At 41.3% G+C, this 13,789-nt stretch carries 9 protein-coding genes and 1 rRNA gene; 7 read left to right on the top strand and 3 right to left on the bottom strand.

Annotation, left to right across the window (positions count from 1 at the left end; genetic code table 11):
• From rrf to ABJF11_RS00865, 3 genes are all read left to right on the top strand, one after another.
• Positions 1-98: ribosomal RNA gene (gene rrf / locus ABJF11_RS00875) — 5S ribosomal RNA — on the top strand; the annotation flags it as partial.
• Positions 99-581: 483 nt separating this feature from the next.
• Entirely contained in the window at positions 582-2,192 is a 1,611-nt protein-coding gene (locus ABJF11_RS00870; RefSeq protein ID WP_348117247.1) for a 1-acyl-sn-glycerol-3-phosphate acyltransferase, read from the top strand.
• The gene (locus ABJF11_RS00865; protein ID WP_348117245.1) at positions 2,170-3,225 is read left to right on the top strand and encodes an NAD(P)H-dependent glycerol-3-phosphate dehydrogenase; all 1,056 of its coding nucleotides are present in this window, start codon (positions 2,170-2,172) and stop codon (positions 3,223-3,225) included. The genes ABJF11_RS00870 and ABJF11_RS00865 overlap by 23 nt, the downstream gene beginning before the upstream one ends.
• Here the strand turns inward: ABJF11_RS00865 and ABJF11_RS00860 are convergent.
• Both ABJF11_RS00860 and ABJF11_RS00855 read right to left on the bottom strand, forming a co-directional pair.
• Entirely contained in the window at positions 3,218-4,456 is a 1,239-nt protein-coding gene (locus ABJF11_RS00860; RefSeq protein WP_348117244.1) for a M48 family metallopeptidase, read from the bottom strand. The two genes, ABJF11_RS00865 and ABJF11_RS00860, sit on opposite strands and share 8 nt — an antisense overlap.
• A 63-nt stretch (positions 4,457-4,519) precedes the next feature.
• Positions 4,520-5,557, bottom strand: coding sequence for a type IX secretion system membrane protein PorP/SprF (locus ABJF11_RS00855; RefSeq protein WP_348117243.1), 1,038 nt, complete (start codon positions 5,555-5,557; stop codon positions 4,520-4,522).
• Between the two features lie 215 nt (positions 5,558-5,772).
• Here ABJF11_RS00855 and ABJF11_RS00850 point away from each other — a divergent pair, with 215 nt between their 5' ends.
• From ABJF11_RS00850 to ABJF11_RS00835, 4 genes are all read left to right on the top strand, one after another.
• A complete protein-coding gene (locus ABJF11_RS00850; RefSeq protein ID WP_348117242.1) occupies positions 5,773-10,983 on the top strand; it encodes a PKD domain-containing protein in 5,211 nt (1,736 codons plus the stop codon).
• A gap of 61 nt (positions 10,984-11,044) precedes the next feature.
• Positions 11,045-11,404 (top strand): carboxypeptidase-like regulatory domain-containing protein, encoded by a 360-nt coding sequence (locus ABJF11_RS00845; RefSeq protein ID WP_348117241.1) that lies wholly within the window; start codon positions 11,045-11,047, stop codon positions 11,402-11,404.
• Between the two features lies 1 nt (position 11,405).
• The gene (locus ABJF11_RS00840; RefSeq protein WP_348117240.1) at positions 11,406-11,960 is read left to right on the top strand and encodes an NUDIX hydrolase; all 555 of its coding nucleotides are present in this window, start codon (positions 11,406-11,408) and stop codon (positions 11,958-11,960) included.
• Positions 11,944-12,735, top strand: a complete 792-nt coding sequence (locus ABJF11_RS00835) for a helical backbone metal receptor (protein WP_348117239.1) — start codon at positions 11,944-11,946, stop codon at positions 12,733-12,735. Before ABJF11_RS00840 ends, ABJF11_RS00835 begins: the two co-directional genes overlap by 17 nt.
• Here the strand turns inward: ABJF11_RS00835 and ABJF11_RS00830 are convergent, their stop codons facing one another.
• Positions 12,736-13,638, bottom strand: coding sequence for a hypothetical protein (locus tag ABJF11_RS00830; protein ID WP_348117238.1), 903 nt, complete (start codon positions 13,636-13,638; stop codon positions 12,736-12,738).
• Positions 13,639-13,789 lie beyond the last annotated feature (151 nt).

Raw genomic sequence — 13,789 nt, 5'->3', positions numbered from 1 at the left:
CGAGTGTGTCCACCTCTTCCCATTCCGAACAGAGCAGTTAAGCCACTCAGCGCCGATGGTACTACGGTAATACGCGGGAGAGTAGGTCGTCGCCAGATTTTATCAACAAACCCTGATTATTTATTTAGTCAGGGTTTTTTTTATGCTCCATCAGTACTACCACCAATACCGATACCCAGCAGTCTAGCACTTTGACAACTTAATCGTCAACACAACAAAAACAACAAATAATCTAGCCAGTGACAGTGACTCCTTATGAGTTACCTATTGACTTTGTAATGAATGCGCATATCAGCGCAAACTTGAATTTTATGAAATTCATTCAAAATCAATATTATCTAATTTTAAAATCAACAAGAGCGAAAATTCAATCCCCAGAGAAATTATAGATGTTTCAGTATATCCTTACTTTTCACGTCATAAATCGTCTAGAATTCGTTAATTTGCCTGTCCAAAGGGGTGAATGATGCATTCATCCTTTTTAATTTAATTCTATGAAGCCATTGGTGATAAGGAGAAGGAATAAAAAGGCAAGATATAAACCCATTCTTAAGAGTACTAAAAATTGGCCGGTAGTACAAATGGCCCAAAAAAGGGATGAGTTTATTCAACTGGTAGTAGAAGAGAGCTTTGACAACATGATGTCGCTCAATCGTGGCCGCACGCTTCGTGAAGAGATTGAGATGACCGCCTTTAGGGAAAAACAACGAGCTAAAAACCACCCATGGAGAGTTGATCCTAAAGATGATTACTCATTTTGGGATGGAATTCAACAGCGAATCATCAAACTTGATGGCGTTGATAAAAAGGATCAAAGCACACGCCTTAAGGAGATTCTAAAAGAAATTCTAAATCGATATGGTAATGAGATAGCAGGTAATTTTAATCCATCTCATTATCATGTAGCAAGGACGTTAGTCACGATAGGCTTTGGAAGGTTATTGAACGCAGCAAGAGTAAAGGGACCTTGGTCTTTGTTTAGCAATCAGCTAGACCTTGATGACAAAATTCACATTAAGGGCGAAGTCGATCAATTAAGGAAATTAGCAAAATTGGGAACCGTTGTGATGGTTCCTACCCACTTTAGCAATATTGATTCTGTCCTGATTGGTTGGATAATTCAGTTTTTGGGGCTACCACCGTTTATATATGGAGCAGGCCTCAATTTGTTTAACCTTCGCGTATTTGCCTATTTCATGAATAGTGTAGGAGCATACAAGGTGGACAGGCGAAAAAAGAATTCAATCTATTTAGAATGTCTAAAATCATATTCTACGATTGCCTTAAGAGAGGGATGTCACAGTTTGTTTTTTCCTGGAGGCACTCGGTCTAGAAGTGGAAAGATAGAGAAAGCACTCAAGCTGGGCCTTCTGGGTACGACAATAGAAGCACAACGTCAGATTTTTCAATATGAAGAAAACCCTGATGATAAAAAAGTTTTTATTGTCCCTGTTACCCTGAATTATCATTTTGTTCTGGAAGCTCCTAGTTTGATCAATGACTATCTGAAAAGTCAAGGACAAGAAAGGTATTATGAGGAGAATGATGAATTCACAACATCATTTAAAATATCGAAATTTCTAATGAAATTTTTCACGAGAGGATCGGATATCTCAGCTACAATTGGCAAAGCACTGGATGTGCTTGGAAATGAGGTAGATATTAACGGCAAAAGTATTGATAAGCATGGCAATGAAATTGATCTAAAGGACTATTTCAAATCGAATGGCGAAATTACTGAAGACCCTCAACGTGAACAGGAATATAATCGAATCCTAGGTAAAAAAATAGTAGAAGAATTCCATAGGAATAATCGTGTCTTCTCTAGCCATTTGGTAGCCTTTACTGCCTTTAGAATGCTTGAAAGAAAACATCCGACACTTGATTTATATGGATTGTTAAGACTGTCTGACGAGGAATTGATTATTCCATATGAGGAATTTAAGGAGTGTCTTTCAAATCTGCTGGATGCTTTAAAAGCGATGAAAGATGCAGGCGAAGTTGGGCTAGCTAATCATCTCAATCGTGGCAAAGACGAGGTAATTAAGCATGGTGTTAAAAATTTAGGTATGTATCATGCACAGCCTCCACTTGGGTTTTCAAAGAATGGAGATCTAGAAATTCGAAACATGAATTTGCTTTACTTTTATCACAACAGGCTCGAAGGCTATGAACTCGAAAAGTACCTCTGACAAACTTGTCGGTGTAATAGGGGCAGGTAGTTTTGGATCTGCCATAGCAAATATGCTAGCCGAAAAAACAAATGTCCTTCTTTATATTCGGGATAGTAAGAAATATGAACAAATAGAGAAGGATATAAAGACCGGCAAATCTCGGTATGACAAAAATATCGAAATCACGAATCAGCTCTCAGAAATAGGGACTCGGTGTGAAATTATTTTTCCTATCGTTCCTTCTGCCAATTTCAGAAGTATGATTCGAGATTTAGCACCATATTTACGACCTTATCATATTCTCATTCATGGCACCAAAGGACTAGACCTTAATTGGCCGGAGGGTGAGCAAATGTCTAAAGAAAATCCCCTTTCTCGCCGACATGTGAGAACAATGAGCGAAGTCATTCTCGAAGAAACTTCAGTATTGAGAGTTGGATGTCTTGCAGGACCAAACCTTGCCAAGGAGCTTGAAGAGAAACAGCCTGCAGCTACAGTAGTGGCAAGCCACTTTGAAGAAGTGATTGATCAAGGACAAAAGTTGTTGAAAAATGACCGATTTTTAGTATATGGCAGCAATGATCTCATTGGTATTGAACTCTGTGGTGTTCTTAAGAATATTATTGCCATAGGGACTGGAATGCTAAGTGGAATGGGACTTGGTGAAAATTCTAGAGCCATGCTGATCAGTCGTGGTATGGTGGAAATGGTGTACATAGGAAACGCTCTTGGAGGTAATACAAAGGCCTTTTTAGGGTTAGCTGGCGTAGGCGATTTAGTAGCAACCTGCAGCTCAAAACTTAGCCGAAACTTCTCTGTAGGTTATAGACTTGCGAAAGGAGAGAAACTTGAAGAAATCATAGCTTCAATGGACGAAGTTGCAGAAGGGGTGAACACCATAAAAATCATAAATATCCTGGCGGAAAGCTACAATATACGAGTGCCAATTACAGAGACGCTACACAATATCATTGAAGGCAACATGAGCGTAACCGAGGCCTATACCTACTTCATGAAATTTCCTTTCCGATCAGAGATTGACTTTATTTGATTCGCTGCATAGCTTGTATCCTCTTTAGTAAACTTGGATGCGAATAATTCATAAACTCGTACCAAGGGTGTGGGGTAAGATTACCAAGATTATCAGAAGTTAATTTCTTTAAGGCAGAGATTAAGGGTTCCTTGCGAAAAGTCTTCACGGCATACGCGTCTGCTTCATATTCGTTTTTCCTACTATACATGTTCATGAAAATGCCTAGGATTGTGGATATAGGTGAGAATAGAATAGCAAAGGCAAATACGTTTAAATGAAGTGCAGTAACGTTCCCTCCCATGGCCCAGGAAATATCACTGCTTCCAATAAATTTCGATAGCAGCCATAACATAAAGCCAGTTTGAAGGATACTTAGGAGCATCGACCATATGATGTGCTTCTTTTTATAGTGGCCAACTTCATGAGCCAGTACTCCGACTAATTCATCATTGGTATGATTATCAATCAATGTATCATACAACACCACCTTCTTCTTGCTACCAAGGCCAGAAAAAAAGGCATTGCCCTTAGAGGACCTCTTTGATCCATCTATGACAAAAATATTTTTCAGATTAAAGCCAACCTTTTGACTGTATTCGGTAATAGCAGACTTTAGCTCGCCATCCTCTAATGGACTCAGCTTATTAAACAATGGAATAATTAGTGAAGTGTAAAACATGTTGATGAAAATCATAAACACACTAATTGCAATCCAGAAAAATATCCAAAAGTTGGACTCGAAAAACATAACCATCACTATGAAAAGTGAAGCAATGATTCCTCCTAAAATTATCGCCAAGACATATCCCTTTAACTTGTCAAGTACAAAAGTTTTGGCTGTCATCTTATTGAACCCATATTTCTCTTCTATTACGAAAGTGCCATACAAATCGAATGGAATCCCTAAAAGGTCAGAAGCTAAATAGACTACACCAAAAAAATATAAAGAAGTAAGAGGTTCTATAGGAGCTATTCCTCTCAAGTATTCATCCAACCATCCAAATCCACCGACCCATAAGAAGGTGATCATAACCACAAAACTGAAGGTCGAGCTAAGTATCGAAAATTGGAAGACTTCAGATTGATAAGCCTGTGCAGTTACATATTTTTCTTCATCATAAATACCTTCTAACTCTGGTGGAATCGGCTGCTTTCTGCTCCTATTATTAAGGATGCCTAATAGCTTACTAAGCAAAAACTCGAAAGTAAGAATGCCAATGAGCAGGTAAAGAATGTTTTGATAATCCATAGACTTAATTTTGGGCAAAACTAAATATAATGGAAAGAATGAGAATTTAGAATGGAGATGATTTTAGAATATCATTGGTAGTGGGCATTTCAGCTCCCGGACTGACCGTGATGGCTTGCGTGGGTCTCCCCATTTGAAACTATAGATAAGCGATACCTCATGAGCTCCTCCGCTCTGAATACCAAGATTAGACAAGGTGTAATCAAAACTATAGCCAATTGTAAATTTCTTCTGTGTCACCCCAAACATAAATATTAAGGATTCATTATTTGATCCACCGCCCTCTGGAGATTTTATCGGAATACCTCTGTACCACAAGCCAAAGATGATAGGATCCCATGTGAAGTACATGCCAAGGTCTAATTGATTGAACTCTCCCTGAGCTCTATAATTGAAAGTTGGCGAAATATTTCTTCTGGCGCCAGAAGCCGTCTCACCTTTTGAGTAGCCTGTATTCAAGGGAATAAGATATCCGCCATGAATGGATAATTTTTGAGGCAATGGGCTACTTTCACCTAAGAACGATTGATTTGGTTCTCTAATGTGATGCATAGATACTCCTATCCATGCTCTGGCAGAATAGACCACGCCGCCAAGCCCGATATCGAAGTAATTGACTTTCCAGTCAGTATTAAATTGCTCTGCACTAGGGTTTCCAGTATTACCATTGCTATCCAGTTGATCACCGAACACCAATTTATTGAAGTTCACATTGCGGGAAGTATATGACACCTGAAATGCCGGTCTGAAGACCCATTTATAATTTACATTGACCTGATAGGCGTATTGAAGTGCTATTTCATTAGACTGTAATCCAACGAGGCCTTCTTTATCATTTACAAATAGTAGTCCGACACTGCTATTTTTCTCATCGAAGTTATTATCGACATATACAGAAAAGGTCTCAAAATTGGCTGCGATTGATGGCCATTGATTCCTATAGTTGATACCTGCACGACCCTGTTGGGTAATTCCTGCTAGTGCGGGATTGAGATACAGAGGCGCTGAGTAGTACTGCGAAAACTGAGGGTCTTGGGCTAGAACCTTGTTAGTAGTCAGCAGGGCTGCTATAATTAAAAAAATGAAAGAAATTCTTAGCATCTGTTAGTTTGAATAAAGCTTATGCCCTTAAATAGAATCGTTGCAAAATATAAAATATTGTCTCAAATGAGAAATGAATTATTTTTTGTTGGTCAATTGCATTGAAATATATTTTGTCATCGTTAATAATAGTAATTGAGTTATTTTTAGCCGAAAATTAAAATACGGCATTAATTTTTAAAAGGACAGTTAAAGATTTGAGAACCCTTACCGATATGATGAATGCATTGAGGCGCAAATATGTGCACCTGTTGGCATTTGTCTTATTCTTAGTTTCGTTTAACCATTCCCTTCAGGCACAAAACTACTCAGAATACAATTGGCTTTTTGGCAATTCTACAACTACCATCACTTTCAACAAGTCAGATGGCCGGGCCCAGCTGGATACTATTCAATTTGTGCCCTTTGGCACAGGCGGTGGTGCGGTGATCTCTGACCCGGTCACAGGAAATTTACTGTTTTACACGGATGGGGAAAATGTTTACGATGCCAATCACGACCTGGTCCCTAATGGTGGCGGTTTGGCTGGAGATGCTTCAATCAATCGAGCGGCGTCCGTGATGCCTATGCCATACAATGATGGTGAGTATTACATTTTCACCAATCCAGGTGGGTCTGGTGCTGAAATACTCTATACTGTCGTAGATAGGAATGCTACGGGCAACGCGGTGGGAGGCGAGCCACCTTTGGGTGATGTAGATGCTGCAAGAAAAAACCTAAGTACTGGCCTAACCAACCCTGCAGAGGGTATGATTGTCATTCAGCAGGATATTGACAATTACTGGGTCATCACCAACGACCGAACTACTTACGACTATCAGGTACTGTCAATTGTCAATGGAACAATAGGCGCTGTACAGGTCTTTGACCTGAATGACGTCTCAGCTCCAGACTTTGAAGCCGCCTCATTTGCCTACAATGCTGACTCAAGTCTCTTAGCTGTAGCTCCAAGGGACGCCAGCAGAAACATTACCCTTTACAATTTTGATATCACAACCGGTGCCCTTTCCCTCAATTCAGCGATCCTGAACACTGGGAATACTGATTTTGCGACTGAGGCAGTTTATGATGTAGAATGGTCCTCCAATGGGGCAAATTTGTATATCTCACGCCATGGTGGGACCGGCACAGTAGCGAATCTCTATCAGTATAACCTTGACGATCCGTTGAATACTGTCAATTCGATTCTATTCCAACCGGTATTCAGAAGTTATGGGATCCAGCGTGGACCCGATCAAAATCTATATCATCTCTACCAACAAAATAGTACTGATGCAATTGAAATAGGAGTGATTCTCGAAGCCGACAGTCTTTACAATGCGGACAGCTTGTTTTTCAATGTGAATTATGACAGCCTGGCTTTTTCACCTTCAGCCATCAATGCCACACAGTTTCCTCATTTTCCAGCGCCACATTTCGAGGCATTCGATACTGTGGGGTTTAGTTATCTGGATACTTGCGCACTACGTACCACCAAGTTTTTTTCCAATGTAGAACCGCCACCGTCGTCCTATTTCTGGGAGCTTGGTGATGGCTTCACAACCAACGCGGTTAACCCTGTACATATTTATCAATCAGCTGGAACTTATAACGTCTCGCTTACGGTCGAATTGAACGGAATTATGGAAACGTACACCACTGGCGTGACCGTAGTAGACAATGACCTGATGATTGACCTGGGAATGGATACCGTACGGTGCGTTGGTGAAATCTTCACTTATGACGCTGGGGCAGGAGGAGCTTCCTACTTCTGGAATACCGGAGAGTTTACTCAAAGTATTAACGTAGACACCACAGGACTATATTCGGTCGCTGTAGTTAGTGCTGCCACAGGGTGTGTCAATTATGACTATGTGCAGGTGACTACTTATGAGGATACAAATATTTTCAGGAATCAGTGGTACTTTGGGGAAAATGCTGGTATCGATTTTAACCCGCCTGCCACCTCTGCTATTACCGATGCAAATTTGATGAGTTCTGCTCAAGGAGCATCTTCGGTGTCCGACTTAAACGGTGATGTGCTATTCTATACCAACGGCGAGACCATTTGGAATAAAAATCATAGGGTAATGGATAATGGGGATAACATTGGGGGCGACCCTAATTCCAGTCAGGGTGTAATGATCGTGCCTCTACCTAATGATAGTTCCATCTACTACGTGTTTACATCAGATCCTGTGTATGGAGATTTCAGTTACGACATGAAATATGCCGTAGTTGATATGCGGAAGGATACCGCACAGGGAGAAGTAATTGTGAAAGATGTCTCCTTGTTTACCAATAGCACGGAGCGAATCACCGCCTTTGGGTTAGGGCAAGGTATCACTTGGTTGGTTACACACGAGTATGGAAATAATCAATTTAGATCATACCCACTTACACCGTTTGGTATTGGGCAACCAGTCACCTCAGCTGCTGGTAGCGTGATGCGATTTGATGAAGAGAAGACAGGCAAAGCCCAAATGAAATATGCCGCTGATGGTGGCGTACTTGCTTTGGCATTTCAGGATACTGATGAGAATTACATTGAAATATTTCAAGTCGCAGATAGCACGGGCCAAATTACAGGATTGGCCAAGGTCGACATTCAAGAGTCTGCACCTACAGTGATTTATGGTGTTGAGTTTTCCTCCAGTCTGCAAAGACTCTATGTCAGTACCAACGGCCCATCCGGATCAAATCTACTGCAATATGACCTCGATAGCCTCTACACGCCTACCGCGGTGGATGACATAGAAGCGACAAAATTTGTTCTTGGCAATGACGCTACTCTTCAATATGGAGCACTGCAAACAGGCTCAGACGGTATTATATATATGGCGGTGGATGGACAAACTACCATGGGCACTATCAATAGTCCCAACAGTGATGACGCGGCAGCCTCATTCAATGATGGTGGGTTTGATTTATCTGGCCGTACAAGTAGATTGGGTTTGCCCAACTTCGTGCAGGAACTGCCCTTGAGTTCGCAGAGCCCCGGAATAGCATTCTCAAACCCATGCCTTGGCCTACCAACAGCATTTGACGGTACTGGCACGTCTGTTATTGATGAATTCTTTTGGTCATTTGATGATGGTACCTCGGCCAATGTTGAAGACACCACACATATTTATAACCTTTCTGGTATCTACAATGTCAGCCTAAATGTTACCAATCGTTGCGGTTTGGATACGCTGTTTGTAGAGCCTGTAGAAATATTTCCGATTCCTGCCAACCCAACAGTGCTTGACGCTGTAGCCTTGTGTAATGGGCCTATTACACTTGAAGCTTGGCCTGTGGATACTGCCGCATTTAGCTATACATGGTCTACTGGAGAGACCACAAGATCAATTACTGTGAACTCACCAAGTTTGATCACAGTTTTCATTACCAATACGGAAGGTTGCAGATCAGACCCTAGAGAAACTTTTGTAGACGATACCCGACCGGTAGTAGATTTAGGTACAGATCAGATTATATGTCAGGATACAGCTTTCCCTGATCTGGATGCTGCTAATCCAGGCTCTACTTATACCTGGCTGCTCAACGGATCTGCTAACGGCAATGTGCTACGTACTCAGACGGTGGATACGTCTGTCCCTGGCATTTTTGTATATGAGGTCACAGTTGAAGATATTCTGAATTGTGTAACGACTGATCAGGTAGCTTTCAACATAGAAAATTTACCAACTTTCACGACGGTTGGAGGGACTACCACTGGATGTGGAAATGACGATGGAACCATAGATATAGACGTTACAGATACGGGTAGTTTTACTTATTCGGTCACAGGGCCTTCTACTATTGGCTTGACGGCTCTAGTTGGGCCTTCTACGGTCACTACGCCTAATGTGTTGCAACCGGGAGGGTATTCTATTGCTGTTTCCAATACGCTCACAGGATGTACCCTTAGTCAGGTGGCTTCTGTCGATGATGCAGGAGCAGGTTTTACGATTGACAACTATGTACCTACCCCTGATTGTCCTGGTGATGGATTATTAACCTTTGAACTTGCTGGGCCAGCACCGGCTAATGTTACTTATGAATTGTATGATGAATTCGGAATACTGGTTGTGGGAGCAGGAGCATCTCCTTCGCCGACTTTCCCGGTCAACAATCTTGACTCCGGTACATATTCTATCGTAGTTGAAGAATTGGTAAGTGGTAACAATTGTATACAAACATTGGACAATATTATTTTGGATGGCAGTCCATTGGCTGAGTACACTACCACCCCTCAAAACATCTGTGGTGATGAAGGAGAAATTAGTATTTTCCCGATTACCGTTGATCCCGGTATTAGCTATACCTGGAGTGGTACTGGCATAGTCGGTTCATCACTAGGTGAAACCATTACTGTATCAGCCGGAGGCAACTACAATGTCACTTCTTCTGGAGCAGGGTTCTGTGAGGTGACCACAACGGTCAATGTAGTACAAAGTCCGGCACCTGAGGTAGAAATTTTGACTGAAGGGGCGGAGTGCGAGGGTAGTCTCATACTTTTTGCAAATGTGACTAATGGTTTGGTTGGAAATGGTGGATATCAGTGGGACAATGGAGCCAATGGCTCCCGCCGCGGTATAGTGTCATCAGGAACTTATGACGTGTTGGTTCTGGATCAGGGTACTGGTTGTACCGGGACAGCCTCCAGGCAAGTGGATGTTTTTAGCGAGCTGACTGTTTTTGCAGCAGCCACTCCCAATTGTGATGAAAATGAAGAAGTATTTTTAACTGCGTATTCCAATATCACAGAAGATGTGATTTTTCAATGGACAGCCCCTTCAGGAGCAGTACTAGATGATCAAAGCGCAGAGATATCAATTGGTGAAAGCGGTTTATATAATATCAACGTGGCCTCAACAGTAAGTACGTGTACTGCGAATGCGGATTTAAATGTATTGGTTTTGCCAATTACAGAAGATCAACTGCTACTTGGAGAGCGGGAGACTTTTTGTAGTGAAGACCCTGATCCTGCCAACAATGCCGTTTCGCTAGACCCTGGTCAGTTTAGCACTTACGAATGGACCATCATCAATGATGATAACATCCTATCCACTGATCCTGTATATGTCACCAGTGATGCCGGTATTTATGAAGTTACGCTCAGTAATGGATTTACTTGTATAAGAGACGCCATAGAGGTAATTGATGATTGCTTGCCAAGAGTATATGCTCCGAATGCCTTTACACCAGAAACTACCCCAGGCATCAACGATGAATTCTTTGTCTATCCAAACCCGTATGTCAATGATTTTGAAATCAAAATCTTTGCAAGATGGGGAGAGTTAGTCTACCAATCCAATAGTATTGACTTTAGATGGGATGGAGTGTATCGAGGAAAATTGCTTAAAATTGATACATATATTTATGTAATGAGGTTCACAAGCACCCTGATGCCCGAATTAGGACAGATTGAGCAGCGAGGTGGAGTCGCACTAATTCGATAATCTGAGATCCAATACAGGTATGAAATTTGTTTTGAATTGCACAAATAATTAATTTGGTCAAATGAAAAAACATGTAATAATTATCATTCTAACCGCCTTTATGTTTGGGGCTTCCGCCTACGAATATGTTGGTCAAATACTTCCTACCTCACTTAAAGTCTCTGTATTGGACGAATTGGGCAATCCTGTACAGGATGCTGAAGTAAGTTTATTTGACAATGAAGAAGACTATCGAGCGGAGACAAACCCATTGGCTCAAAAGGTGACAGACAAAAAGGGTGTGGCAGTATTCAAGAAATTAGATCCAGTCCGGTATTATATCCTTGCTAGTTTTCAAGACAAAAACAATATTGGTTCAGGGGTACAAACAGACTCTCTGGTCGAAGGAAGAATCAATAAGGTCAACACCATCATCGAGTAGGGTGAATAGGGAATGGCTTAGTTCGGAACTGGCAATTTACGCCAGCCACTACACGGAAGAGATAAAATACACAAGCAGGTTTTTGGACCTGCTTTTTTTTGAAGATTGCTATCATAGGTCTCGACTGTCAGGACATATAACTGCCTCTGCCTGGACTCTGACATCTGATTACAGCCATGTGGCTATGCTACATCATAAAAAACTAGATCGTTGGCTTCAGCCTGGAGGCCATGCGGATGGAAATGAAAATGTGTTAGAAGTAGCTAAAAAAGAGCTCAGAGAAGAAACAGGAGTATCAGATATAAAAGTCGTAGGCCGATCCTTTTATGATTTGGATATTCACAGCATCCCGGAGCGAAAAGGAATCCAGGAGCATGAGCATTTTGATGTGAGATTCATGTTTATTGCAAACAACCCAGAGCAACTGAAAAAAAATAACGAATCGTTCGAAGTGGCCTGGATACCCTTGGCGGAGTTGGACAACTTGGTAGATAGAGAAGCATCAATTATGCGTATGAAACACAAGACCTTAGCATTGCATGATCTTCACAGATGATATTAATAATACCATCCGATTGGACCGCCCACCTCGCAGGATCATTTCACTCGTGCCGTCACTTACAGAATTATTGTTTGATCTGGGATTGGAAAAGGAGATCATTGGTGTTACCAAATTTTGTGTACACCCTAAAAATGCCCGTCAAAAGTGCTCCATTATAGGAGGAACAAAGAAATTTGATTTCGAGAAAATAGAGCGCTTAAACCCTGATCTAATTATTGCCAATAAGGAAGAGAATTACAAAGAGGGAATTGAGCGCCTCAATAAAGATTATCCAGTCTATGTGTCCGATATATTCAATTTGGGTGATGCGTTGAAAACTATTGATGCGATTGGTCGAATGACCGATAGACTCAATGACTCCATAGATTTGATTAATCGGATAAAAATCAAGTTTGATCAGGTGAAAAATATTTTTCGCAGTCGTGCACTCTATTTTATTTGGCAAGACCCCTTGATGGTGGCGGCATCAGAAAATTTCATAGACTATACACTTTCCTGGCTGGGTATGGAAAACGCCGCCGGACATCTTAAAAGGTACCCTGAGTTGACAGAGGCTGAACTTGCGGGGCTTTCACCAGATTATGTATTGTTATCTTCTGAGCCTTATCCGTTTAAACATAAACATCTGGAGAGGTTTCGACAACTATTTCCTAAAGCTGAAGTATTGCTGGTCGACGGCGAGATGTTTAGCTGGTATGGCAGCAGGCTATTGAAGGCACCGAAGTATTTTGCCAGTCTACCGTTTAGTACTTTCTCACCTTCTGAGTGATCAACCAAAGTATTTTTTTACTATTAGCTCAGCCAGTTGGTCTGCTGATCCAGATTTGTTTCTAAACCATAGTTCGGGCTCAATCAACTCGAGCTCCGATACGCAGAGTGCTTCATTGTTGTCCCAGATAAAATCAACTCTAGCCTGCAGAGGGGTAGGATCACAGACAGACACCACTTTTTCTGCAAAGGCTATCTCTTCTGGTGAAGGAGAATAAGGGTGCACGGTACCGCCAAAGTCGTCCTGGACTCGAAAATCTCCAGGCTTGGCTTTTTTCAATACTGCATGCGAGTATTTGCCACCAAACACCATCAAAGTAAGCTCTCCCTTCCTGACGACGTTGTGCTGAAATTCTTGTAAAAGCATGGATTCCTCTTGAATTAACTGGGCATAGACCGGCGAAATCTCGGAGATATCATTATTGTCCAATTTGTAAGTATGGCGACCGCCGCCAGAAATAGCAGGTTTCAAAATAGGATTCTGCCATTTGGAAGTAGTCAGAACTTCATTCAAAGATCTTGTATCCCCCTTTTCAATAAAAATCGTCGGAGGTATTTGAATGCCTTTTTCATTCAGTTCAATTAGATAGTGTTTATCCAAATTCCAGCGAACAGTTGAGTACTCGTTGATTAGCTGAGTCTGACTTTTAACATTCTCCAGCCATTGTTCAAATTTGCTGAAATTACCATCTTCGTAGATATCCCAGGTTGTGCGAATGATCGCAGTACGTGTTTGAGACCAATCCATATGGACATCGTTCCAATGGGTCTTATGGACATTAAGGCCTTTGTCGGCTAGCGCACACATGAGCAGGCCATCTTCTAGAATTACATTTTCTGAATACTCATCAAGTATATAATCCGCAGTGAATCTGGAATCAGTGAGCAATACTAGGTCGTACATAGATATTTTTTTTCGACAAATTAGTAAAAAACTAGAAGCGGATGCATGTACTCACAAAATATTCCAGAACTTTAACAGTTATAAAACTACATATGATTATTAGAAGATAAAGTATTCATATTTTTGCATTTAAGAACAACACCATAGTAAT

This window comes from Reichenbachiella sp., assembly GCF_039941815.1.
Taxonomy (GTDB): domain Bacteria; phylum Bacteroidota; class Bacteroidia; order Cytophagales; family Cyclobacteriaceae; genus Reichenbachiella.
The sequence above is the reverse complement of the archived record's forward strand: the minus strand, read 5'-3'. Positions and strand labels throughout refer to the sequence as shown.

Bases quoted from the DNA above. Each gene is read 5' to 3' on its own strand.
- ABJF11_RS00870 (WP_348117247.1), top strand. From the start codon at position 582: ATGGCCCAAAAAAGGGATGAGTTTATTCAACTGGTAGTAGAAGAGAGC.
- ABJF11_RS00835 (WP_348117239.1), top strand. From the start codon at position 11,944: ATGATCTTCACAGATGATATTAATAATACCATCCGATTGGACCGCCCA.
- ABJF11_RS00865 (WP_348117245.1), top strand. From the start codon at position 2,170: ATGAACTCGAAAAGTACCTCTGACAAACTTGTCGGTGTAATAGGGGCA.
- ABJF11_RS00845 (WP_348117241.1), top strand. From the start codon at position 11,045: ATGAAAAAACATGTAATAATTATCATTCTAACCGCCTTTATGTTTGGG.
- ABJF11_RS00860 (WP_348117244.1), bottom strand. From the start codon at position 4,456: ATGGATTATCAAAACATTCTTTACCTGCTCATTGGCATTCTTACTTTC.
- ABJF11_RS00830 (WP_348117238.1), bottom strand. From the start codon at position 13,638: ATGTACGACCTAGTATTGCTCACTGATTCCAGATTCACTGCGGATTAT.
- ABJF11_RS00850 (WP_348117242.1), top strand. From the start codon at position 5,773: ATGATGAATGCATTGAGGCGCAAATATGTGCACCTGTTGGCATTTGTC.
- ABJF11_RS00855 (WP_348117243.1), bottom strand. From the start codon at position 5,557: ATGCTAAGAATTTCTTTCATTTTTTTAATTATAGCAGCCCTGCTGACT.